Below are 23,905 nucleotides of genomic sequence, written 5' to 3' on the forward strand. Positions count from 1 at the left end.
CAAAAAACGGACACCACGAGACAAATGAGCACAGCACAGCCCCCCACCGACAGCCCCTCCGGGCCGCAAGCGCGGCTGCGGCTGGAGGGCATCAGCAAAAGTTATCCCGGTGTGCTGGCCAACAGCGGCATTTCGCTGACCGTGCGGCCCGGCGAGATCCACGCCGTGCTCGGCGAGAACGGGGCCGGCAAGTCCACGCTGATGAAAATCATCTACGGCGCCGTCCGGCCCGACGCCGGCACCGTGGCCATGGACGGCCAGAGCGTGACGGTGCGCAACCCGCACGAGGCGCGGGCCCTGGGCATCAGCATGGTGTTCCAGCATTTCAGCCTGTTCGACACGCTCACCGTGGCCGAAAACGTCTGGCTGGGGCTGGACAAACACCTGAGCCTGGCCGAGGTCTCGTCCCGCATCGTACAGACCACCCAGGCCTACGGCCTGCAGCTGGACCCGACGCGGCCGGTGCACACGCTCAGCGTCGGCGAGCGCCAGCGCGTGGAAATCGTGCGCGCGCTGCTCACGAATCCCCGGCTGCTGATCCTGGACGAGCCGACCTCGGTGCTGACGCCGCAGGCCGTCGAAAACCTGTTTGTCACCTTGCGCCAGCTGGCCGCGCAGGGCTGCAGCATCCTCTATATCAGCCACAAGCTGCATGAAATCCGCGCGCTGTGCACCGCCTGCACGGTGCTGCGCGGCGGCAGGGTCTCGGGCGAATGCGACCCGCGCCAGGAATCGAATGCTTCGCTGAGCCGCCTCATGATTGGCGCCGAGCCGCCCGCGCTGGAGCACCGCGAGCTGCACGCCGGCGCCGTAGTGCTGGACGTCAAGCAGCTGGATTTGCCCAAGGAAGAACAGTTCGGCGTGGACCTGCACCAGGTGGCGCTGCAGGTGCGCGCCGGCGAGGTGGTGGGCATTGCCGGCGTCTCGGGCAACGGCCAGAAGGAATTGCTCTACGCGCTCTCGGGCGAAGACACCCGCGCCGCCGGCGATGCGATCGTGGTCAAGGGCCAGGCGGTGGGCAAGCTCGGGCCACACCGGCGCCGCGCGCTGGGCCTGCATTTTGTGCCCGAGGAGCGCCTGGGCCGCGGCGCTGTGCCTTCGCTTTCGCTGGCGCGCAACCTGCTGCTCACGCGCAAGGAGTCCGTCGCCGGCAACGGCTGGCTGAACCGCGGCGCGCTGCAGGCGCAGGCCGAGCGCATCATCGCCGCCTACAAGGTCAAGTCGGGCGGGCCGCAGGCCGTGGCCAAGTCGCTGTCGGGCGGCAACCTGCAGAAATTCATCATGGGCCGCGAGATCGATGCCCAGCCCACGCTGCTCATCGTGTCGCAGCCGACCTGGGGCGTGGACGTGGGCGCGGCCACGCAGATACGCGGCGAGCTGCTCAAGCTGCGCGACGCCGGCTGCGCGGTGCTGGTGGTCAGCGAGGAGCTCGAGGAGCTGTTCGACATCTGTGACCGGCTTTATGTGATGGCCAAGGGCCAGCTTTCGCCTTCGCTGCCGCGCGCCGACGCGACCGTGGAGCGCGTGGGGCAGTGGATGAGCGGCCTGTGGTCGCAGACGGAGGTGGCCCATGGCGCAGCTTGAAGTCCGCCCCCAGCCATCCGCCTTCTGGAGCTATGCCTCGCCGCTGCTGGCCCTGCTGATCACCGTGCTGATAGGCGTGGCGCTGTTCGCGGCCCTGGGCAAGGACCCGGTCAAGGGCCTGCAGGTGTTTTTCTGGGAACCGATCAAGTCGCCGTATGCCATCGGCGAGCTGCTGGTCAAGGCCACGCCGCTGCTCATCATCGCGCTGGGGCTGGCTGTCTGCTTTCGCTCCAATGTCTGGAACATAGGCGCCGAAGGCCAGTTTGTCATGGGCGCCATCGCGGCCGGCGGCATCGCGCTGCTGGCGGAAAAAACCACCGGCCCCTGGATTGTTCCGGCCATCCTGCTGGCGGGCATCGCGGGCGGCATGGCCTGGGCCGGCCTCACGGCCCTGCTGCGCGACCGCTTCAACGCCAACGAGATCCTGGTCAGCCTGATGCTGGTCTATGTGGCCGACATGGTGCTCAACTTCCTGGTCTTCGGGCCCTGGAAGGACCCCAACGGCTACAACTTCCCGCAGACAAAGACCTTTGAGGCCGTGACGCAGATCCCGCGGCTCATGCAGGGCTCGCGCGTGAACATCGGCATCCTGCTCGCGCTGCTGGGCGTGGCCGGGCTGTGGCTGTTTTTGTTCCGCACCTATGCGGGCTTCCGGCATGAAGTGAGCGGCCTGGCGCCCGCGGCCGCGCGCTATGCGGGCTTCTCGTCGCGCCGCGCGCTGTGGCTGGCGCTGCTGACTTCGGGTGCCGCCGCGGGCCTGGCCGGCGCGCTGGAGGTGGCCGGCCCCATAGGCCAGCTCACGCCCTATGTGCCGGCGGGCTACGGTTTTGCCGCCATCATCGTCGCCTTTGTGGGGCGGCTGCACCCGGTGGGCGTGGTGTTCTCGGCCATCCTGATGAGCATGTTTTATATAGGCGGCGAGCTCGCGCAGTCGCGCCTGGGCCTGCCCAAGTCCATCACCGGCGTGTTTCAGGGCCTGCTGCTGTTCAGCCTGCTGGCCTGCGACACCCTGATCGCCTACCGCCTGAGGCTGGCCAAGCCCATCACCATGCCGGTGGCCACGCCGCCGTCGTCCGAAGTCCTCAAAGGAGCCGAGTGATGGATTCCACCGCGCTGCTGATCGCCGCGACGCTGAGCGCCGGCACCGTGCTGGCCATCGCGGCCCTGGGTCTGCTCATCAATGAAAAAGCCGGCATCGTCAACCTGGGCGCCGAGGGCATGATGCTGTGCGCCGCCATCGCCGGTTTTGCCACGGTGGTGCACACCGGCAACAGCTGGCTGGGCTTTGCCGCCGGCATGGCGGCGGGCGCCTTCCTGGCGGCTGTTTTCGGCGTGCTGGTGATCTGGCTCAATACCAACCAGTACGCGACCGGCCTGGCGCTGAGCCTGTTCGGCGCGGGTTTTTCGGCCTTTGCCGGCATCAAGTACGTGCAGGAAAAACTGCCCGAGCAGCCGCACTACCCGATTCCCTTCCTGGCCGACGTCCCGCTGCTGGGGCCGGCGCTGTTCCGCCAGCATCCCATGGTCTATATCGCGATGGCGCTGACGGCCGGGCTGGTCTGGTTTTTGTACCGCACGCGCGCCGGCCTGGTGCTGCGCTCCGTCGGCGAAAGCCCCGAATCGGCGCATGCGCTGGGTTACCCGGTGCGGCGCATACGGCTGGCGGCCGTGGTGGCCGGCGGCGCGCTGTGCGGCCTGGCCGGCGCCTATGTGTCGGTGGCCTACACGCCGCTGTGGGTCGAGGGCATGATCGCCGGCAAGGGCTGGATCGCGCTGGCGCTCACCACCTTCGCCACCTGGCGCCCGGCACGGGTGTTGCTTGGCGCTTACCTGTTCGGCGGGGTGACCATGCTGCAATTCCACCTGCAAAGCCTGGGCGTGAACGTGCCCACGCAGTTTTTGAGCATGCTGCCCTACCTGGCCACCATCGTGGTGCTGGTGCTGATCTCGCGCAACCCGCTGTGGATTCGCGTCAACATGCCCAGCTCCATCGGCAAGCCGTTTTACCCCGGGGCTTGAGGACCTGTCCCGGGTTTCCGCCGCATAATTGCATTTTTTCCGTGCACCCTGTTTTACTTTCTTCACCTTCCTTCCACGAAAGCGAGATGACATGACTGACCTGCAAAAACGTTCCCTGCTCAAGCTGGCGGCCCTGTCCGCGGTGGCTGCGGCGGCCCTGGTGGGTTGCGGCAAAAAGGAAGAGGCGGCACCGGCAGCTCCGGCCGCCGCGCCCGCGGCTGCGGCGCCCGCCGCCAAGGCCGAGCCCCTGAAGGTGGCGTTTGCCTATGTCGGCCCGGTGGGCGACGGCGGCTGGACCTATGCCCACGACAACGGCCGCAAGGCGGTGCAGCAGGCCTACGGCGACAAGGTCGTCACCAGCTTCGTCGAAAAAGTGCCCGAGTCGGCCGACGCCGAACGTGTGATCCGCGACATGGCGGCCCAGGGCAACAAGCTGATTTTCGGCACCACCTTCGGTTACATGGAACCCATGCTCAAGGTCGCCGGCGACACCAAGGACGTCAAGTTCGAGCACGCCACCGGCTACAAGCAGGCCGACAACATGCGCACCTATGACAGCCGCACCTACGAAGGCGCTTACATGGCCGGCGTGATCGCCGGCAAGATGAGCAAGTCCGGCACGCTGGGCGTGGTCGGCTCGGTGCCGATTCCCGAGGTGGTGCGCAACATCAACAGCTTCACGCTGGGCGCGCAGTCGGTCAACCCCAAGGTCAAGACCAAGGTGGTCTGGGTCAACGAATGGTTCAACCCACCCAAGGAAACCGAAGCCGCCACGGCTCTCATCAACGGCGGAGCCGACGTGCTGTTCCAGAATACCGATTCCTCCGCCGTGCTGCAGACCGCCGAAAAAATGGGCAAACGCGCTTTCGGCTGGGATTCCGACATGACCGCCTACGGCCCCAAGGCCCACCTGGCCTCGGCCGTGATCAACTGGGGCCCTTACTACGTGAAGGCCGTGGGTGAGGCGCTTGAAGGCAAGTGGAAGGGCAACACCGCTTCCTGGTGGGGCGTCAAGGAAGGCGCGATCGACATCGTCTCGATTGCCGCCGACGTGCCCGACGACACGAAAAAGCGCATCGACGAAGTCAAGGCCGGCCTGAAGGACGGCAGCTTCTCGATCTGGAAGGGCCCCATCACCGACAACACCGGCAAGGAACTGCTGGCCAAAGACGTGGTGGCCGACGACAAATTCCTGGGCGGCCTGAAGACTTACGTCAAGGGCGTTGAGGGCAAGGTGCCCGGCAACTGATGAGTCTTTCACCCCCTCTCCTCCGGGAGAGGGGATGGATCCGGATTCGGCTGCCTTCAGGCAGCCTTTTGTTTTTCAGGGAGCCGATATGTCTTTTTCCGTCAAACCCGTGGCCGTGGACCGCCTGCCCGAGCTACTCAGGCGCATGCCCAAGGCCGAGCTGCACATGCACATCGAGGGCTCGCTGGAGCCCGAGCTGATCTTCGCGCTGGCCAGCCGCAACAATGTCTCGATTCCCTACGCCAGCGTTGAAGAGCTGCGCGGCGCCTACGCCTTCACCAACCTGCAGAGCTTTCTCGACATCTATTACGCCGGTGCCAGTGTGCTGATCACCGAGCAGGATTTCTACGACATGGCCCAGGCCTACCTGCGCAAGGCGGCGGCCGACAATGTGCTGCACACCGAGATGTTTTTCGACCCGCAGACCCACACCGCGCGCGGCGTCAGCATGGCCACCGTCGTCAATGGACTGCACCGCGCCTGTGTGAACGCACAGGCTGAATTCGGCGTCAGCGCCTCGCTGATCCTGTGCTTTTTGCGCCACCTGAGCGAGGAAGACGCGTTCGAGACGCTGGAGCAGGCCTTGCCGTTCCGGGACAAATTTATCGGCATAGGCCTGGATTCAGGCGAGGTCGGCAACCCGCCCGAAAAATTCGCACGCGTCTTTGCGCGCTGCCGCGAGCTGGGCTTTCACCTGGTGGCCCATGCGGGCGAGGAAGGCCCGCCTGAATATGTGTGGACGGCGCTCGACGTGCTCAAGGTCGAGCGCGTGGACCACGGCGTGCGTTCCAGCCGCGATGCCTCGCTGATGCGGCGGCTGGCGCAAGACCGCATTGCGCTCACGGTGTGCCCGCTGTCCAACCTCAAGCTCTGCGTGTTCCCCGACCTGGCCAGCCACAACCTGCGCGAACTGCTGGACGCCGGCCTGGCGGCCACGGTCAACTCGGACGACCCGGCCTACTTCGGCGGCTATATGAACGAGAACTTCACGCAGACCTTCGCGGCCACCGGCATGGATGCGCGCCATGCCTACACGCTGGCGCGCAACAGTTTTGAGGCGAGTTTTATCGACGCCTCGGCCAAGGCGCGTTATGTGGACCGCCTCAACGAAAGCTTTGAGCGCTTCAGTTAGGGACCACGGGGTTATTCCCGCCGCCGGCTGTCCCGGCGGCGGCCCAAACGTATGATCCGGGTAGAACCCTAGAGCAAGCAAGGACCCCCGGGCATGGCCTCCACATCGCAGCCGCATCAAGAGTCTTCCCCCGCGCCGCACGGCGCCTGGCCCATCGCGCTGGCCGGGCTGGTGGCACTGGCCGTGGCCATGGGCATAGGGCGTTTTGCCTTCACGCCGCTTTTGCCCATGATGCTCAGCGACGGCGTGGTTGACCTGCCCACGGCCAGCTGGCTGGCCAGTGCCAACTACTTCGGCTACATGCTGGGCGCGATTCTCTGCACCTTGCAGCCCTGGCTGTGGGCGCGCTTCAAGGGGCTGCCTTCGCTGGCTTACTCTTCACTGGTGCGCGCCGGGCTGCTCGCCACCGGTGTGCTGACCCTGGCCATGGGCTGGCATTTCCCGGCCGCGTGGCCGCTGCTGCGCTTCGCGGCCGGCGTGACCAGCGCGGTGGTGTTTGTGTTCACTTCGGGCTGGTGCCTCTCGCAACTGGCCAGGCGCGGCGTGCCCGCGATGGGCGGCATTATTTATATGGGCCCGGGCGCCGGCATTGTGCTCAGCGGCCTGTTCGCCACCGGCATGGTGGCCTGGCACTGGACGGCGGCCACGGGCTGGATGCTGTTTGGCGCACTGTCCTTTGTGCTGGCGGCCCTGGTCTGGCATGTGCTGCGCGGCGGCGACGAGCGCCTGATCGCGCTGGCGCCGCGCGCCGCCGCCTCGCCCGGTGCGGCCCCACACCACGGCCAGGCCGAAATGACTTTGCTGACGCTGGCCTACGGCCTGGCGGGTTTTGGCTACATCATCACCGCCACTTTTTTGCCGGTGATCGCGCGCGCGGCGCTGCCGGGCTCGGCCTGGCTGGACATGTTCTGGCCCATCTTCGGCCTGGGCGTGATGCTGGGCGCACTGCTGGCCACGCGATTGCCGCCGGGCAAGGACTTTCGCCTGCTGCTGGCGGGCTGTTATTTCCTGCAGGCCCTGGGCATCGCAGCCAGCCTCTGGAGCCCCAGCCTCGCGGGCTTTGCGATTGGCAGCCTGATGCTGGGCATCCCGTTCACCGCCATCACTTTTTTTGCGATGCAGGAAGTGCGCCGCCTGAAACCCGCCACGGCCGCGAGTTTTATGGGCCTCTTGACCGCCACCTATGGTGTCGGCCAGATCCTGGGCCCGCCGCTGGTGGCGGTGCTGCTGCGCCACACGCCCAATGCGGGCGCGGGCTTTACGCTGTCGCTGGAGATTGCCGCGGCCACGCTGTTGGTGGGCGCCGGCCTTTATCTCTGGATGGCCAGGGCCTACCCGGTGCTGCCGGCGCTGCCGTCCGGCCAGACCGTTGCGGGCAAATAGGGCGCCTGGTGTCAGCCCGGGCCGGGCTGCTGCACCAGCGCCATGGCGAACTTGCCGCCGCCCACCGACCAGTCCGAGTAGTCGTTCTCGTGCATGAAGATAAACACATCGTCGGGCGCCACGCCGGCGTTGGTTTTTAAATTGCGCGCAATGGCCGCGTAAAGCGCGCGTTTCATCGCGTCGCTGCGGCCGCGCCGCAGCGTGATCTCCACGACCACCGGCCTATCCGAGCGTGCCATGCCGTTGAAGGTCGGGTCGAAGAAAAACTGCCCCGCGCCGTAGTCGTTCACCATGTTGAAGAGCTCGTCTTCGGGCATGCCTATGCTCTCGACCAGGGCCTGGTGTATGCCCATGACGATGCCATGCCGGTGTTCGGGGCTGGTGCTCTGGTGGACGTTGGTGCGGATAAAGGGCATGTGATTTTTCCTCAATTGAAGTTGTTGCGGGCGAGCTGCCTGTTTTGCCAGGGTGTCGCGAATTTTGCCGAGGAAGGTCCACCAGGAAAAACGATTTCTTGGCGCGTCGTATGTGCAATAAACTCACATCATGAAGCGCCGCCTCCCACCCCTGAATGCCTTGCGCGCCTTTGAGGCCGCCGCCCGGCTGGGCCGCATGACGGCCGCCGCCGAGGAGCTGTCGGTCACGCCCGGCGCCATCAGCCGGCAGGTGCGGCAGCTGGAACAGGCGCTGGGCGTGGTGCTGTTCGAGGGCGCCAAAAACAAGCCGCAGCTGACGGCCGCCGGCGCCTCGCTGTGGCCGGCGCTGTCCGCCGCGCTGGACCAGATGGAAGCCGCGGTGCGCGAGGTGCGCAGCGGCGAGGCCGGAACGCTGGACGTGTGCTGTTTCAGTACCTTTACCGTCAAATGGCTGATTCCGCGCCTGTACGGCTTTAACGCGCTGCACCCCGACACCGAAGTCCGCCTCAGCGCGGCCGAGCATGCGCCGGACCTGGACCGCGACCGTTACGACCTCGTCATCACGGTCGCCGAGCGTGACAGCCAGCCCTCGGCCACCTTGCTGCCGCTGTTTGTGGAGCGCCTGGGGCCGGTCATGGCGCCCGCGCTGGCGGCCCGGGCGGCCCTGCGCCAGCCCCAGGACCTGGCTGGCCTGCCGCTGCTGCACACGACCACGCGGCCCGACGCCTGGCACATGTGGTGCGCCTCGCGCGGCCTTGACCTGGCGGTGCAGGCCGGGCCGGCCTTTGAGCACTATTACTTCACGCTGGAGGCTGCGGTGGGCGGGCTGGGCGTCTGCATTGCGCCCTGGCACCTGGTGATGGACGACCTGCGTGCCGGCCGCCTGGTGGCGCCCCTGGGCTTTGAGGAAAGCGCCTACCAGTACGTAGCCAGGCGGCGTGCCGGGCCGCATGCGCGGCTGGACAGCTTTTGCGGCTGGCTGCAGCAGCAGGCGCGCGAGATGCCCGTGCCTTGAGGCTTTGAGGCCGTAATCCGCCCGCAAATCCCCTGAAATCCCGCCATCCGGCCTGAACCGGTAAAATCAGGACTTCAGCGTGCTGCCCCGGCGCGCCCGCATCTCTGTTTATCTCCGGGGCCATGTAGAGGACCACCATGTATAAAAACCTCGCGACCCCCGGTCTTTCGGCTTGTGCGGGCGCCTGTTTTATTTCCCCTGTTCAACTTCCTGTTTCGCTGCGGCTGATGCCCGCGGCGGGCTGCGGCCGTGGCCGCGCGAAAGCCGCGCCATGAGCTACCAGGTCAAGGAAATTTTCTACACGCTGCAGGGCGAGGGCGCCAATGCCGGGCGGCCCGCGGTGTTCTGCCGCTTTGCGGGCTGCAATCTCTGGTCCGGCCGCGAGCAGGACCGCGCCACGGCTATCTGCCGGTTCTGCGACACCGATTTTGTGGGTACCAACGGCACCTTGGGCGGCAAGTTCGCCGATGCCGATGCGCTGGCCCAGCAGATCGAAGCGCAGTGGCCGGCCGGCGACAGCGCCCACCGTTTTGTGGTCATGACGGGTGGCGAGCCGCTGCTGCAGGTCGATGCCGAATTGATTGCCGCGCTGCATGCGCGCGGGTTCCAGATCGCGGTCGAGACCAACGGCAGCATCGCCGCGCCCGAGGGCATAGACTGGATTTGCGTGAGCCCCAAGGCCGGCGCCCCCTGGGTGCAGCGCGCGGGCCAGGAGCTCAAGCTGGTCTGGCCCCAGCCAAGTTTTGACTTGGCCGAGCTCGAGGCCGCCGACTTCACGCACCGCTACCTGCAGCCCATGGACAACCCGCAGCGGCAGCAAAACACCGAAACCTGCATACAGCTGTGCATGGAGCGCCCGGCCTGGCGGCTCAGCCTGCAGACCCACAAGATCACGGGCATCCGATGAAACAAGCCTCCCCACATCCCCCCATGCGCTGCGAGATCAGCCAGACTTTTTACTTTGACGCGGCCCACACGCTCAAGCGCGCCATCGAGGCCGAAGGCAGCAAGCGCGTGCACGGCCACACCTACAACGCCGAGGTGTTTGTGGCCGGCGAGCCCGATGCGGCCACCGGCATGGTCATGGACCTGGGCCTGGTGCGGCGCGAAATCGCCGTGCTGCGCGAGGAGCTGGACCACCACCTGCTCGACGACGTGAAAGAGCTGGGCCCGCCCACACTCGAAAACCTCTGCCAGTTCATCTTCCGCAAGCTGGACGCGCGCCTGCCGGGGTTGACCTCGGTGCGTGTCTGGCGCGCCTCGCTGGGCGACGGCTGCCGCGTGAGCCGCTGAGGGGCTCTTGTTCCCTCTCCCTCTGGGAGAGGGTTAGGGTGAGGGCCAGCGGCGCACGATACCCCTTATCGGTTTTTACATATCGCCACGCGCACCTGCTGGGGTAACCTAGCCCCATGAAAGCCTACCGCGCCGCCATTCTGTATTTCACCGGCCCCGCCCAGGCCGCCTACGAGGCCGACGGCCTGCTGGTGGTGGGCCCGGACGCCCAAGGCCGCCAGGTGGTCCAGGCCGCGGGCAGCTACCAGGCGCTGGCGCCGCGTTTTGCCGAGCTGCCTGTCGAACACCTGCCGGGCCGCATCATCGCGCCGGGTTTTGTGGACATGCACATCCATTACCCGCAGCTCGACGTGATCGGCTCGCCCGCCGAAGGCCTGCTGCCCTGGCTGGAAAACTACACCTTTCCCGAGGAAAGCCGCTTTTCGGCCGCCGGCCACAGCGCCCAGGCCGCCGGCTTTTTTATGGACGAGCTGCTGCGCAACGGCGTCACCACCGCGCTGGCTTTTGCCACCTCGCATCCCGCGTCCGTCAACGCGCTGTTCAGCGAAGCGCAAAAGCGCAGCCTGCGCCTGATGACCGGCAAATGCCTGATGGACCAGAACTCGCCCGAGGGCGTGCGCGACGAGACCGTGCAAAGCCTCATCGATACCGAAACCCTGATCCAGCGCTGGCACGGCGTGGACCGGCTCGGTTATGCCATCACGCCGCGTTTTGTGCCCAGCTGCAGCGAAGCCCAGCTGCGCGGCGCCGGCGAGCTGGCCGCGAAATACCCCGACGTCTGGATACAGTCCCACGTCGCCGAGAACAAGGACGAGATCGCCTGGGTGCGGCAGCTGTATCCGAAGGCGCGCAGCTATTTGAGCGTTTATGAACAGTTCGGCCTGCTGCGCCCGCGCGCCGTCTATGCGCACTGCATACACATAGACGACGAAGACCGCGCCTTGATGCGCGCCACCGGCACGGCCGCCGCCGTCAGCCCGACCAGCAACCTCTTCCTGGGCAGCGGGTTTTTTGACTACGAGGGCGCCGAGCGCATCGGCTACCCCTACGGCCTGGCCAGCGACGTGGGCGGCGGCACCTCCTTCAGCCCCTTCCACACCATGCTGGCCGCCTATTACGTGGGCCGCGAAGGGCAGACCAAGCCGGGCCTGTCGCTCTCGCCGCAGCAGCTGTGGTGGCAGCACACGGCCGGCGCGGCGCGCGCGCTGGGCCTGGAAGGTGTGGTCGGCAACCTGCAGCCCGGCTGCGAGGCCGACTTTGTGGTGCTCAACCCGCAGGCCACGCCGCTGCTGGCGCGCAAGACCGCGCTGGCCGGCAACCTGGGCGAGCTGCTGTTCGCGCTGATCGTGCTGGGCGACGACCGGGTGATTGAGCGCACGGTGATTTCGCAGGCGGACGGTGGCTGAATCGTCATCCGTGGATAAAAGAATTCATCCGCAGATGACGCAGATTTACGCAGATTGAAAACAAGCAATCTTGTATCGAGGCTTAACCCCTGCACCCATGCGCTGACACACGACTCAATCGTGTTTGTCCTTATCTGTGTCAATCTGCGTAATCTGCGGATATAAATCTGCTTATTTCCTTCGGATCCGCTTCAGGCCACCACACTGCTCTGGTTCGGAATCCCCTCCATGGGCGCCTCATCCGTGCCAATCGTCGTCCGCGTGAACGACTCCACCTGCTGGCGCGCGGCCTCGGGGTCGCGCAGCCAGTCGGCGTAAAAGCTGAAGGGGCAGGTGGGCGTTCCCTTGTCGCCGTCGCCCGAGTTGATCATGCCGGTGTAGCCGCGGTGCAGCAGCTTGAACAAGTGGTTCTCCGACTGGCCGTTGCGGCGGAAGTCGCGGATCAGGCTCTTGGACAGCGCCGCGTACTGCACGCCCATTTCCTCCTCGCCGCATTCGCCCAGCGTGCGGCCGTCAAAGCCTATCAGCGCTGAATGGCCGAAATAGGAATACACGCCGTCGAAACCCGAGGCATTGGCGACCGCCACATAGGTGTTGTTGGCAAAGGCCATGGCCTTGGAGATCAGGATCTGCTGCTCCTTGGCCGGGTACATATAACCCTGGCAGCGCACGATCAGCTCGGCGCCCTTCATCGCGCAGTCGCGCCAGATTTCGGGGTAGTTGCCGTCGTCGCAGATGATGAGGCTGATCTTCATGCCCTTGGGCCCGTCGCTCACATAGGTGCGGTCGCCCGGGTACCAGCCTTCAATCGGTACCCAGGGCATGATCTTGCGATACTTCTGCACGATCTCGCCCTGGTCGTTCATCAGGATCAGCGTGTTGTAGGGCGCCTTGCGCGGGTGCTCCTCGTGCCGCTCGCCGGTCAGCGAGAACACGCCCCAGACCTTGGCGCGCCGGCAGGCGGCCGCGAAGATCTCGGTCTCAAAGCCCGGCACCGTGGCGGCGTTCTCGTGCATCTCCTTGCTGTCGTACATGATGCCGTGGGTGCTGTACTCGGGGAAGATCACCAGGTCCAGGCCGGGCAGGCCCTTCTTCATGCCTTCGAGCATGCGTGCGATGTTGTTGGCGTTCTCCACCACCTCGGCTTTGGTGTGCAGGCGCGGCATCTTGTAATTGACCACCGCCACGCCGACGGTGTCCTTGCTGCTTGAAATATCGCCGTGAATCATGTCGTGCTCCTTGCGAAGAGTGGCTTCAGTGACTGATCATCCAGGGGCGTTTGCTGGGGAAAGCCTTGTTGCCGTTGGGCGCCGTCAGCGTGGCGCCGCGCTTGCCGCTCGAGCAGCAACCGCAGCCGGCAGGGTGCTTGAGCCGTGCGTAGTCGCCGGAGCGCTTGGGCTCATGCCGCGCGCGCTCGTTGGTGTCCATCGCGCGGCGCGCGCCGTCCTCCATCAGTGCCAGCGCGGGCGCGACGGACAGGATGCGCGCGGCCGGGCTGCCGCAGGACGGGCAGGCGGCAGCCTGGTTGCGCATGGAGACCGAGCGCAGCGCGTCAAAGCTGCCGCATTGGGGGCAGTCGTAGTCATAGGTGGGCATGGTGCGGCGCCTTTTCCGTGTCGTTGTGGTCAACGCAGGTCGGGCGACAGCGGCATGCTGATCTTGCCGTCGATGTGCTTGACCGGCCCCGAGGCATTCGGGTTGATGTCGAAGTCGAAGATACCGGTGGGCAGCCACAAGGTGGCGCAGGAATTCGGCACATCGACCACGCCGCTGATGTGGCCCTGTACCGGCGCTGTGCCCAGGATGGAATAGGCCTGCGCGCCCGAGTAACCGAATTTTTTCAGGTATTCGATGGCGTTGAGGCAGGCCTGGCGGTAGGCGACGTTGACGTCCAGGTAGTACTGCTTGCCGGCCTCGTCGACCGAGATGCCTTCAAAGATCAGGTAGTCGTCGTAGCGCGGCGTGATCACGCTGGGCTTGAAGATGGGGTTCTTGATGCCGTACTTGGCCATGCCGCCCTTGATCAGCGTGACCTTCATATGCACCCAGCCGGCCATCTCGATGGCGCCGCAGAAGGTGATTTCGCCGTCGCCCTGGCTGAAGTGCAGGTCGCCCACCGACAGGCCCGCGCCGTCGACATAGACCGGGAAGTAGACCTTGGAGCCGCGCGACAGGTCCTTGATGTCGCAGTTGCCGCCGTGTTCGCGCGGCGGCACGGTGCGCGCGCCTTCGGCCGCGGCCTTGTCGCGCGCCGCACCCGTCATCTTGCCCATGTGGGCCGTGCCGGCCGAGGGCGGGTTGGCCAGGCCCGTGCGCGCCGGATCGCTGTCTATCAGCGCCTGCTCGCGCGTGTTCCACATCTCCAGCATGGCCTTGTCGGGCAGGCAACCGATGAGGCCGGGATGGATCAGGCCGGCGAAGTTCACGCCCGGCACATGGCGCGAACTCGTGAACATGCCCTTGAAGTCCCAGATCGATTTTTGCGCTTCGGGAAAGTGGTCGGTCAGAAAGCCGCCGCCGTTCTTCTTGCTGAAGAAGCCGTTGAAGCCCCAGAGGCTGTCCTGCTTGGCGCCTATGTCCAGCAGGTCCACCACCAGCAGGTCGCCGGGTTGCGCGCCCTTGACGCCGACCGGGCCCGAGAGGTAATGCACGGTCGAAAGGTCGATGTCGCGCACGTCGTCGGCGCTGTCGTTGTTCTTGATGAAGCCGCCGGTCCAGTCGAAGGTTTCCAGGATGAAATCGTCGCCCGGGTTGACCCAGCAGGCCATGGGGATGTCCGGGTGCCAGCGGTTGTGGATGTTTTCGTTGAGGGTGGGCGACTTCGTCAGGTCAACCTTGATCAGCGTGTCGGTCATGCCATATCTCCTGGTGGTGATGAATAAAGGGACAAGGAAAAGAAAATCAGACGGAAAGAAACTGTTTGATGCGCGCCGTGTCGGTGCCGGCCCGGGTGCTTTCATGCACCAGCTGCCCGCCCTCGATCACGAACAGCCGGTCGGCCACGTCCATCGCGAAGCTCAGCACCTGCTCGGACACCACAATCGTGATTTCGCGCATCTTGCGAATCTCGTTGAGGGCGCGCGCGATGTCCTTGATGATGGACGGCTGTATGCCCTCGGTCGGCTCGTCGAGCAGCAGCACCTTGGGGTTGGTCACCAGCGCGCGGGCGATCGCCAGCTGCTGCTGCTGCCCGCCAGAGAGGTTGCCGCCCTTGCGGCCGCGCATGTTGAAGAGCACCGGGAACAGCGCGTAAATCTCGTCCGGGATCTGTTTGTGCTTCGCGTTCTCCAGGCCGGTCAGGATGTTCTCCTGCACCGTCAGTGTCGGGAAAATCATGCGGCCCTGCGGCACATAGGCCACGCCCTTGGCGACGCGCTGGTAGCTTTCGTCCTTGGAGATGTCCAGGCCGTCGACCGCTATCGTGCCGGACTTGAGGGGCAATATGCCGATCAGCGACTTGAACAGCGTGGTCTTGCCCATGCCGTTGCGGCCCATGATGGCCACGGTTTCGTTTTTCTTGGCGCTGAACGTGATGCCGTGCAGCGCCTCGCTCTGGCCGTAGCTGACGTGGAGGTTGTTGACGTTGAGCATGGTTTTCTCCTTGATCCGTTGTGCTTAGTGGCCCAGGTACACGTCGATCACGCGCGGGTCGGCCTGCACTTTTTCCATGGACCCTTCGGCCAGGATCTTTCCCTGGTGCATGACGGTCACCTTGTCAGCGATGCGCTTGACGAACTCCATGTCGTGCTCGATGACGATCATGGCGCGGCCCTTGCAGATGCGTTTGAGCAACTCGGCCGTCAGCTCGCGCTCGCGCACGCTCATGCCGGCGATCGGCTCGTCCAGCATCAAGAGCTCCGGGTCCTGCATCAGCAGCATGCCGATTTCGAGCCACTGCTTTTGCCCGTGCGAGAGCAAGCCGGCTTCGGTGTCCAGCTGGCCGTCAAGGCCGATCTCGGCCGCCACGGCCTGCACACGCGCCTTGACCTCTTCGCTGCGCTTGAAGAACAGCGCGCCGAACACGCCGCGCCCGCGCGGGAACGAGACTTCCAGGTTCTGGAATACGCTGAGGTTTTCGTAGATCGAAGGCGTCTGGAACTTGCGGCCTATGCCGGAGCGCACGATCTGGTACTCGGGCAGTTTCGTCATCTCGGCGTTCTTGAACTTGATGCGGCCGTGGCTGGCGCGGGTCTTGCCGCAGATCAGGTCCAGCAGCGTGGTCTTGCCCGCGCCGTTGGGGCCAATGATCACGCGCAGCTCGTTCTGGTCGACATAAAGGTTCAGGCTGTCTATGGCCTTGAAGCCGTCGAAGGAGACCGTCAGGTCCTCGACCGACAGCACGAAGTCGTTGGGGGTCATGGCGGGAGCGATCATGGCGGCTTCCTTGGGGAGTTCAGGTTCGCTGACCGCTCAAACCGGCAGGCAGCGAGGGCGTTTCATGGGCCGCGGCTGGTGGGGGCACCATCGGTGGGGCGGCAGGCGGCGCGACTTTTTCGCGACGTGCAAAGCGTTTGGCCAGCCAGGGCTTGACGCGCTGGGTGTAGACGCCGGCCAGGCCGTCGGGGAAGGCGAGCACCACGCCCAGGAACATGCCGGCCATCAGGAACAGCCAGAGGTCGGGAAAGCTTTCCGAAAAATAGGTCTTGCCGAAATTCACCAGCAGCGCGCCGTAGACCGCGCCCACCAGCGACATGCGTCCACCGACGGCGGCGAAGATCACCATCTCGATGGAGGGCACGATGCCGACCAGCGAAGGCGACATGAATCCCACCTGCAGGGTGAACAGCGCGCCGCCTACGGCCGACAGCATGGCCGCGAAACAAAAGGCGAAGACCCGGAACATGGCCACGTCGTAGCCCGAAAAGCGGACCCGGTCTTCCTTGTCGCGCATGGCCAGTAGCAGCGTGCCCAGCTTGCTTTTCTGTATCCAGGTGCACAGCACGATGGCGCCCAGCAGCAGGCCGGCGCAGAGGAAGTAGAGGATGTACTTGGCGCTGTCGGTGCGCGTGTCCCAGCCCAGGATGGTCTTGAGGTCGGTCATGCCGTTGACGCCGCCGGTATACCCCTGCTGGCCGATGATGAGCACCGTGAGGATCAGCGCCACGGCCTGCGTGATGATGGCGAAGTACACCCCGCCCACACGCCGCTTGAACATGGCGTAGCCGATGATGAAGGCCAGCAGCGTGGGCACCACCAGGATCAGCAGCAGCGTGAGCGGGAAGGAGTGGAAGGGCTTCCACCAGATCGGCAGCGCGGTGATCTGGTTCCAGTCCATGAAGTCGGGAATGCCGGGCGTGGACTGGATCTTGGTGGTGATGGGGTCGCTGGCCTCGAGCTTCAAAAACATCGCCATGCCGTAGCCGCCCAGGCCGAAGAACACGCCCTGGCCCAGGCTCAGCACGCCGCCGTAGCCCCACAGCATCACCAGGCCCAGCGCGACGAAGGCGTAACTCAGGTATTTGCCCACGAGGTTGAGGCGAAACAGGTCCAGCGCCAGCGGAAAGGCCACCAGCAGCACCAGGGCCAGCAGGGCGACGTTGCCCAGGCCGTTGCGCGTTATCCATTGCTTGAGGCTGTTCATGAAAAACTCCGGTTGTCTAGATGGGAATGAGGTGAAAGCTCAGCGCCGCACCTTGGAGGCGAACAGGCCTTGCGGGCGCAGCATCAAAATCGTCACGATGGTCATCAGGGTCAGCACCTTGGCCATGGAGCCGGTCATGAAGAACTCGGCGACCGACTGGGTCTGGGCGATGCCGAAGGCCGAGACCACGGTGCCCAGCAGGCTGGCCGCCCCGCCGAAGGTGACGACCAGGAAGGCGTCGACGATATAGAGCGAGCCGCTCGTGGGCCCGGTGGAGCCAATCGTGGTGAAGGCCGCACCGGCCACGCCGGCAATGCCGCAGCCGATCGCAAAGGTCAGCCTGTCGGTCTTTTTGGTGTTGATGCCGGTGGCGTTGGCCATCACGCGGTTGGCGACCGTGGCGCGCACGCGCAGGCCCCAGCGCGACTTGTGCAGCGCGACCAGCACGCCGCAGGTCACCACCAGCGTGAGCGCCATCACGAACAGGCCGTTGATCGGGATGTCCAGGCCGGGGGCCGGCGCCCAGGAGCCCATCAGCCAATCGGGCAGGGTGGGGCTGACCTCCTTGGCGCCGAAGGTGGTGCGAAAGATCTGCTGCATGCCCAGCGACAGGCCCCAGGTAGCGAGCAGCGTGTCCAGCGGGCGTTTGTAGAGATGGCGAATGAAAGCCCATTCGGCCAGCCAGCCGACGGCGAAGGCGAAGATAAAGGCCGCCGCGATGGCGAAGGGAAAGTAGGCCTGCATGAAGCCGGGCGCGTAGATTTCCGACAGGTGCGAAAACAGGTAGATGGTGTAGGCGCCTATGGTCATGAACTCGCCGTGCGCCATGTTGATGACGCCCATCTGGCCGAAGATGATGGCCAGGCCCAGTCCCATGAGCAGCAGCACGGAAAACAGGCTGAGCCCGGCAAAGCCTTGCATCAGGCCGATGTTGAGCATTTCGGAAAGGTTCATGGTGGGCTCCGGTGCGGCGGGTCAATCAAAAAGGCAATACGGCAGTCAAGAAAGCCCCTGCCGGCTCACCCCGCCGCATGGCGGAGTGAACCGGTAGGAGCCAGCGCTCACGCTTACTGGTAACCCTTGGGGAAGGGGTTGGGTTCGATCAGCGCCGGGGATTCGGCCACGACCTTGAACTGCCCGTCGGCCTGCGCCTGGCCTATGCGGGCCTTGCTCCACAGGTGGTGGTTTTCATGCAGCTTCACGTAGCCTTCGGGGGCGGTCTTGAGTTCAATGCCGGTAGAGGCCGCGGCGATCTTGTCCACGTCGAAGCTGCCGGCTTTCTCGACCGTGGCCTTCCACAGCCAGGGGCCGAGGTAGCCGGCCTGCGTCACGTCGCCTATCACCGCGTCCTTGCCGTACTTGGCCTTGAAGGCGCTGACGAAGGCTTTGTTGTTGGGGTTGTCCAGCGACTGGAAGTACTTCATGGAGGCGTAGAAGCCGTTCATGTTCTCGCCGCCTATGCCCAGCACTTCGTCTTCGGTCACCGAGATGGTCAGCAGGAACTGTTTGGCGGCGGTGACGCCCGCGGCCTTGAGCTGTTTGTAGAAGGCCACGTTGGAGCCGCCGACCACGGCGATGAAGATGCAGTCGGGTTTGGCGACCTTGATCTTGTTGATCAGCGAGTTGAAGTTGGTGTGGCCCAGGGGGTAGTACTCCTCGCCGACGACCTTGCTGCCTTCCAGGTGCCCTTCAATGTGCTTGCGGCCTATCTTCATCGAGGTGCGCGGCCAGATGTAGTCGGAGCCGACCAGGAAGAAGGTCTTGGCCTTCTTTTCTTTCGAGGCCCAGTCCAGGCCGTAGAGGATTTGCTGCGTGGCTTCCTGGCCGGTGTAGATCACGTTCTTGCTTTGCTCCAGGCCTTCGTAAAAGGTCGGGTAGTACAGCATGCCGTTTTCTTTTTCGAAGATGGGAAGCACGGCCTTGCGCGAGGCCGAGGTCCAGCAGCCGAACACGGCGGCGACCTTGTCGTTGACCAGCAGCTTCTTGGATTTTTCGGCGAAGGTCGGCCAGTCGGAGGCGCCGTCTTCCTTGATGACCTTGATCTTGCGGCCCAGCACGCCGCCCATGGCGTTGATCTGGTCGATGGCCAGCTGCTCGGCCTGGATGGAGCCGGTTTCGGAAATCGCCATGGTGCCGGTGGACGAGTGCAGCTGGCCCACGGTCACTTCGGTGTCGGTCACGGCCAGCTTGGTGGTGTTGACCTTGGCCGTGGGAAACTGCTGCGCCTGTGCCCAGCCCGGCAGGCCGGCCAGCGGCAGGGCGGCGGCCACGCCCTGCATGAGGCGGCGGCGGTTGATGAGGGAAGATGGGTCGCGATCGTCGTTGGACATGCTGGGCTCCTGCGGTTGGTGAAAAGCTGAAAGGTTGATGGGGTGAAAGCTTGCGTCGGGGTCAGGTGAATCATGTTCACAAGGGCCGCGCATCCCTATACGTCAATCAACGTAGCCACGCTTGCACCACATGCGGGCACACTTCTTGCAGGACGCCGGGGGTGTGTAGCCGCAGCCCCATGGCCGTTTGACGGAGACCGCCTTGACCATCGCCACCCAGAAAATTTTTCGTATTCGCCGCGAGTACAACGCCTGGGTGGCCGACGAATCCATCGAGGACTACGCGCTGCGTTACACGCCGCGCGGATTTCGCAAGTGGTCGGAGTGGCGTGTCGGCAACACGGCCTTCGGCGCCATGTCCTTCCTGGCGCTCGAGGCCATAGGCGGCGCCATTGCGCTCAACTACGGCTTCACCAACGCGCTGTGGGCCATCCTGGTGGTGGGGCTGATCACCTTTTTCACCGGCCTGCCCATCAGCTACTACGCGGCGCGCTACGGCGTGGACATGGATTTGCTCACGCGCGGCGCCGGCTTCGGTTACCTGGGCTCGACCATCACCTCGCTGATCTACGCGAGCTTCACCTTCATCTTCTTCGCGCTGGAGGCGGCCATCATGGCGCTGGCGCTGCAGATGTACCTGGACATCCCGATCGCCTGGTGTTACGTGATCAGCGCGATCGTCATCGTGCCCATGGTGGTCCGCGGCATCACGCTGATCTCGCGCCTGCAGATGTGGACACAGCCGCTATGGGGCGTGCTGCTGCTGCTGCCCTACCTGGCCGTGTTCTGGAAGAACCCGCAGGCGTTTTCGGACTTCACGGGGCTGACGGGCCGCAGCTCGGGCAGCAGCGAGTTCGACCCGCTCATGTTTGGTGCGGCGGCGACCGTGGCGTTCTCGCTGGTGGTGCAGATCGGCGAGCAGGTGGACTTTTTGCGCTTCCTGCCTGAAAAAACGCATGCGAACCGCCGGCGCTGGTGGGCCGCGGTGCTGATGGCCGGGCCGGGCTGGATCGTGCTGGGCATGCTGAAGATGCTGGGCGGCGCCTTCCTGGCCTTCCTGGTGCTGCAGCATGAGCTGCCGGCCGCCAAGGCGGTGGAGCCCACGCAGATGTACCTGGCGGGCTTTGCCTACGTCTTCAGCGACCCGGCCTGGGTGCTGGCCGCGACCGTGGTCTTCGTGGTGGTGTCGCAGCTCAAGATCAACCTGACCAATGCCTACGCCGGCTCGCTGGCCTGGTCCAACTTCTTCGCGCGCCTCACGCACAGCCACCCGGGGCGCGTGGTGTGGCTGGTGTTCAACGTCGCGATCGCGCTGCTGCTGATGACGCTGGACGTTTTTTCGGCACTCGAAAAAGTGCTGGGCCTCTACAGCAACGTGGCGATTGCCTGGGTGGGCGCGCTGGTGGCCGACCTCGTTATCAACAAGCCGCTGGGCCTGAGCCCGCCCGGCATTGAATTCAAGCGCGCGCATCTGTACGACATCAACCCGGTGGGCCTGGGCTCCATGCTGCTGGCGACCATCGTCTCGGTGTTCGCCTATACCGGCGCCATGGGCCCGCGGGCCGAGGCCTTTTCGCCCTTTATCGCGCTGGGCCTGGCGCTGCTGCTGTCGCCGCTGCTGGCGTGGGTGACCAAGGGGCGTTATTACGTCGCCCGCAAGCCGCAGGCCATGGGCGTGCCGGGCCAGAGGGTGCGCTGCCATGTCTGCGAGAACGCCTTCGAGGCCGAAGACATGGCCAGTTGCCCGGCCTACGGCGCGCCCATCTGCTCGCTGTGCTGCACGCTGGAGTCGCGATGCCACGACCGCTGCAAGACGCGCTCGCGCGCGGCCGAGCAGGCCGAGGAATTTTTAAGCAAGCTGCTGCCCAGCGCGCTGTCGAGCCGCGTGAACTTCCGCGTCGGCCACTACATGGTGGTGATGCTTTCGCTGTGCGCGCTGCTGGCCACGGTGATGGGCATGGTCTACATGCAGGAGACCGCCTTCCCGCCCTCGGGCGACCTGGCCGGCCTGCTGCGCTCGGCTTTTGTGAAGGTGTTCGCCATGCTGCTGCTGATCGTCGCGGTGTGCAGCTGGTGGGTGGTGCTGGGCAGCGAAAGCCGGCGCATGGCGCAGGACGAGTCGAACCGGCAGAACCAGTTGCTGTCGCGCGAGATCGAGGCGCACCAGCGCACTGACGCCGCGCTGCAGACCGCCAAGGAAGTGGCCGAGTCGGCCAACCAGGCCAAGACGCGCTACGTGGCCGGCATGACGCATGAGCTGCGCACGCCGCTCAACAGCATCCTGGGCTATTCGCAGATCCTGCTCAAAAGCGAAGCGCTGGCCAATACCCCGCGCGAAGCCGTGCAGACCATACAGCGCAGCGGCGAACACCTGCTGCAGCTGGTCGACGGCCTGCTGGACCTGGCGCGCATCGAGGCGGGCCGGTTGCGGCTGGAGCCGATTCCCGTGCCGCTGCCCGACTTCCTCGAAGGCCTGGTCAGCATGGTGCGGCCGCAGGCCGAGGCCAAGGGTGTGGATTTTTTCTACACCCACAGCGGCCGCATGCCGGCCTGGGTGCAGGCCGACGCCAAGCGGCTGCGCCAGATCATCATCAACCTGCTGAGCAATGCGGTGATGTTCACCGACGCGGGCAGCGTGAAACTGCATGTGGATTGCCGGCGCGAGGTGATCCGCTTCGATGTGGTGGACACCGGCATAGGCATCGCGCCGCAGGACCAGCAGCGCATCTTCCTGCCCTTCGAGCGAGGCGCCGCGGGCCGGCGCCGCGGCGAGCCAGGCACCGGCCTGGGCCTGACCATCACGGGCCTGCTGACTGCGCTGATGGGCGGCGACTTGAGCTTGCACAGCGAACCCGACAAGGGCAGCACCTTCAGCGTGCGCCTGTATCTGCGCGAGATCGACGACCCCGGCCCGCTGGCCGACCCGCCGCACCAGATCGCGGGCTTTTTCGGCAAGCGCAGGACGCTGCTGGTGGTCGATGACCAGCCGGTGCAGCGCCAGATGCTGGCCGGCATGCTCACGCCGCTGGGCTTTGACATCAAGGAGGCGGCCAGCGGCCTGGAGTGCATAGACAGCCTCAAGGACGGCGTGCCCGACGCCATCCTGCTGGACATCAGCATGGACGACCTGGACGGCTGGGAAACCGCGCTGCAGATACGCAGCCGGGGGTATGCCGAGGTGCCCATCATCGTGGTGTCGGCCAATGTGTTCGAGAACCAGGCCTCGCGCCTCAAGGCGGCGGGCTGCCAGGCTTTTGTCGGCAAGCCTGTGCTCGAATCCGAGCTGATGGACGCCTTGCAGCGCCACCTGGGACTGGAGTGGGTGACCTCGGTGGTGTCGCCTGCGCCGCCGGCGGCCGGCGTGGCGGCGGAAAACTCGCTGGGCTTGCCCGAGGAGGCGCGCGCCGGGCTGATACGGCTGGTGAAACTGGGCCATGTGCACGGCCTGCACCGCCTGCTGGACCGCATCGCGGCCGAAGACCCGGCGCTGGCCGCGAGCTGCGCGCGGCTGCGCGGCTTTGTGAGCCGCTGCGAGCTGGAACTGCTGCTGGACCATTTGACGGAGGGCGCCAATGCTTGAAGCCGCTGACGAACAGCGCCCGGTGGTGCTGGTGGTCGACGACGCCCCCAGCAGCCTGGGCATGCTCTGCGACACGCTGGAAGGCGAGGGTTACACCGTGCTGGTAGCGCGCGACGGCGATTCGGCGCTGCAGCGCCTGGAGCTGGTCGCGCCCGACGCCATCCTGCTGGATGCCGTCATGCCCGGCCTGTCGGGCTTTGACACCTGCAGGCGCATCAAGGCCGACCCCGTCATGGCTCATATCCCGGTGATCTTCATGACGGGACTGTCGGAGACGCCGCACGTGCTGGAGGGCTTTGCCTGCGGCGGCGTCGACTACGTCGTCAAGCCGCTGCGCGCGCAGGAGGTGGTGGCGCGCCTGCACACCCACACACGCAATGCGCGCATGACTCGGCTGGCGCGCGAGGCGGTGGACGTGGCCGGCTTCGGTGTGGTGCTGGTCGATGCGCGCGGGCGCATCGCCTGGCGCTCGCCGCAGGCCGCCCTCTGGTTGCAAGGCGCCGGGGGCGGGGCGCAGCCGGGGCGCTTGCCCGATTCCGTCCATGCGGCGCTGGAAGGCGACGCCGGCGAAGTGCTGCTGGGCCTGGCCGGCGTGCAGCTGTCGGTGCGCAACATGGGCCGGGTCGGCATAGGCGAAACCATGCTGCTGCTGGAGCAGCGCGGCGCCAACGCGGCCTCGCCCTCGCGCCTGGCCAATGCCGCGCTGACGCCGCGCGAAACCGAGGTGCTCTCCTGGCTGGCCAAGGGCAAGACCAACCGCGACATCGGCGACATCCTGGGCATGAGCCACCGCACGGTCAACAAGCACCTGGAGCATATTTTTGAAAAGCTGGGCGTCGAGACCCGGGCGGCCGCCGCGGCGCTCGCCACCGGACATGTGTTTTGACCTGGATCTCCAGCATCGACGGTCACCGGCA

Annotated in this window: 21 protein-coding genes; 12 read left to right on the top strand and 9 right to left on the bottom strand. The window is 65.5% G+C overall.

What is annotated here, in order from left to right; all coding sequences use genetic code 11:
* Positions 1–24 precede the first annotated feature (24 nt).
* The 6 genes from AC1DUN_RS04345 to AC1DUN_RS04370 all read left to right on the top strand — a co-directional run bounded on the left by AC1DUN_RS04345 (position 25) and on the right by AC1DUN_RS04370 (position 7,367).
* On the top strand, positions 25–1,584 hold the full coding sequence (locus AC1DUN_RS04345; protein WP_477712870.1) for an ABC transporter ATP-binding protein: 1,560 nt from the start codon (positions 25–27) through the stop codon (positions 1,582–1,584).
* The gene (locus AC1DUN_RS04350) at positions 1,571–2,683 is read left to right on the top strand and encodes an ABC transporter permease (protein ID WP_477664804.1); all 1,113 of its coding nucleotides are present in this window, start codon (positions 1,571–1,573) and stop codon (positions 2,681–2,683) included. Before AC1DUN_RS04345 ends, AC1DUN_RS04350 begins: the two co-directional genes overlap by 14 nt.
* A complete protein-coding gene (locus AC1DUN_RS04355; RefSeq protein ID WP_477664805.1) occupies positions 2,683–3,603 on the top strand; it encodes an ABC transporter permease in 921 nt (306 codons plus the stop codon). The genes AC1DUN_RS04350 and AC1DUN_RS04355 overlap by 1 nt, the downstream gene beginning before the upstream one ends.
* A 91-nt stretch (positions 3,604–3,694) precedes the next feature.
* Positions 3,695–4,852, top strand: a complete 1,158-nt coding sequence (locus AC1DUN_RS04360; protein WP_477664806.1) for a BMP family ABC transporter substrate-binding protein — start codon at positions 3,695–3,697, stop codon at positions 4,850–4,852.
* An 88-nt stretch (positions 4,853–4,940) separates the two neighbouring features.
* Positions 4,941–5,984: an adenosine deaminase gene (locus tag AC1DUN_RS04365; protein ID WP_477712871.1), complete on the top strand. Its 1,044-nt coding sequence runs from the start codon at positions 4,941–4,943 to the stop codon at positions 5,982–5,984.
* A gap of 93 nt (positions 5,985–6,077) precedes the next feature.
* Entirely contained in the window at positions 6,078–7,367 is a 1,290-nt protein-coding gene (locus AC1DUN_RS04370) for a YbfB/YjiJ family MFS transporter (protein ID WP_477712872.1), read from the top strand.
* Between the two features lie 11 nt (positions 7,368–7,378).
* On the opposite strand, the gene AC1DUN_RS04375 is transcribed toward AC1DUN_RS04370, so the two are convergent.
* Positions 7,379–7,783, bottom strand: coding sequence for a tautomerase family protein (locus AC1DUN_RS04375; RefSeq protein ID WP_477712873.1), 405 nt, complete (start codon positions 7,781–7,783; stop codon positions 7,379–7,381).
* 130 nt (positions 7,784–7,913) lie between these two features.
* Here AC1DUN_RS04375 and AC1DUN_RS04380 point away from each other — a divergent pair, with 130 nt between their 5' ends.
* The 4 genes from AC1DUN_RS04380 to guaD all read left to right on the top strand — a co-directional run bounded on the left by AC1DUN_RS04380 (position 7,914) and on the right by guaD (position 11,497).
* Entirely contained in the window at positions 7,914–8,798 is an 885-nt protein-coding gene (locus AC1DUN_RS04380) for a LysR substrate-binding domain-containing protein (protein ID WP_477712874.1), read from the top strand.
* 271 nt (positions 8,799–9,069) lie between these two features.
* Positions 9,070–9,705, top strand: coding sequence for a 7-carboxy-7-deazaguanine synthase (queE, locus tag AC1DUN_RS04385; RefSeq protein ID WP_477712875.1), 636 nt, complete (start codon positions 9,070–9,072; stop codon positions 9,703–9,705).
* Between the two features lie 23 nt (positions 9,706–9,728).
* Positions 9,729–10,091, top strand: a complete 363-nt coding sequence (locus AC1DUN_RS04390; protein WP_477713129.1) for a 6-pyruvoyl trahydropterin synthase family protein — start codon at positions 9,729–9,731, stop codon at positions 10,089–10,091.
* Between the two features lie 116 nt (positions 10,092–10,207).
* Positions 10,208–11,497, top strand: coding sequence for a guanine deaminase (guaD, locus tag AC1DUN_RS04395; protein ID WP_477712876.1), 1,290 nt, complete (start codon positions 10,208–10,210; stop codon positions 11,495–11,497).
* Positions 11,498–11,688: 191 nt separating this feature from the next.
* On the opposite strand, the gene AC1DUN_RS04400 is transcribed toward guaD, so the two are convergent.
* The 8 genes from AC1DUN_RS04400 to urtA all read right to left on the bottom strand — a co-directional run bounded on the left by AC1DUN_RS04400 (position 11,689) and on the right by urtA (position 19,408).
* Positions 11,689–12,726, bottom strand: a complete 1,038-nt coding sequence (locus AC1DUN_RS04400) for an aliphatic amidase (RefSeq protein ID WP_477712877.1) — start codon at positions 12,724–12,726, stop codon at positions 11,689–11,691.
* Between the two features lie 25 nt (positions 12,727–12,751).
* A complete protein-coding gene (locus tag AC1DUN_RS04405; protein ID WP_477712878.1) occupies positions 12,752–13,093 on the bottom strand; it encodes a zinc ribbon domain-containing protein in 342 nt (113 codons plus the stop codon).
* A gap of 29 nt (positions 13,094–13,122) precedes the next feature.
* A complete protein-coding gene (gene fmdA, locus AC1DUN_RS04410; protein WP_477712879.1) occupies positions 13,123–14,352 on the bottom strand; it encodes a formamidase in 1,230 nt (409 codons plus the stop codon).
* 46 nt (positions 14,353–14,398) lie between these two features.
* A complete protein-coding gene (gene urtE / locus AC1DUN_RS04415) occupies positions 14,399–15,088 on the bottom strand; it encodes an urea ABC transporter ATP-binding subunit UrtE (RefSeq protein ID WP_477712880.1) in 690 nt (229 codons plus the stop codon).
* A 24-nt stretch (positions 15,089–15,112) separates the two neighbouring features.
* Positions 15,113–15,856, bottom strand: coding sequence for an urea ABC transporter ATP-binding protein UrtD (urtD, locus tag AC1DUN_RS04420; protein WP_477713130.1), 744 nt, complete (start codon positions 15,854–15,856; stop codon positions 15,113–15,115).
* Between the two features lie 34 nt (positions 15,857–15,890).
* On the bottom strand, positions 15,891–17,078 hold the full coding sequence (gene urtC / locus AC1DUN_RS04425) for an urea ABC transporter permease subunit UrtC (RefSeq protein ID WP_477712881.1): 1,188 nt from the start codon (positions 17,076–17,078) through the stop codon (positions 15,891–15,893).
* Between the two features lie 39 nt (positions 17,079–17,117).
* On the bottom strand, positions 17,118–18,032 hold the full coding sequence (urtB, locus tag AC1DUN_RS04430) for an urea ABC transporter permease subunit UrtB (protein ID WP_477712882.1): 915 nt from the start codon (positions 18,030–18,032) through the stop codon (positions 17,118–17,120).
* A 113-nt stretch (positions 18,033–18,145) separates the two neighbouring features.
* Positions 18,146–19,408, bottom strand: a complete 1,263-nt coding sequence (urtA, locus tag AC1DUN_RS04435; RefSeq protein WP_477712883.1) for an urea ABC transporter substrate-binding protein — start codon at positions 19,406–19,408, stop codon at positions 18,146–18,148.
* A 202-nt stretch (positions 19,409–19,610) separates the two neighbouring features.
* Here urtA and AC1DUN_RS04440 point away from each other — a divergent pair, with 202 nt between their 5' ends.
* Positions 19,611–22,988: a hybrid sensor histidine kinase/response regulator gene (locus AC1DUN_RS04440; RefSeq protein WP_477712884.1), complete on the top strand. Its 3,378-nt coding sequence runs from the start codon at positions 19,611–19,613 to the stop codon at positions 22,986–22,988.
* Positions 22,981–23,874: a response regulator gene (locus tag AC1DUN_RS04445; protein WP_477712885.1), complete on the top strand. Its 894-nt coding sequence runs from the start codon at positions 22,981–22,983 to the stop codon at positions 23,872–23,874. Before AC1DUN_RS04440 ends, AC1DUN_RS04445 begins: the two co-directional genes overlap by 8 nt.
* Positions 23,875–23,905 lie beyond the last annotated feature (31 nt).

Source organism: Polaromonas sp. P4_F6 (assembly GCF_056401275.1).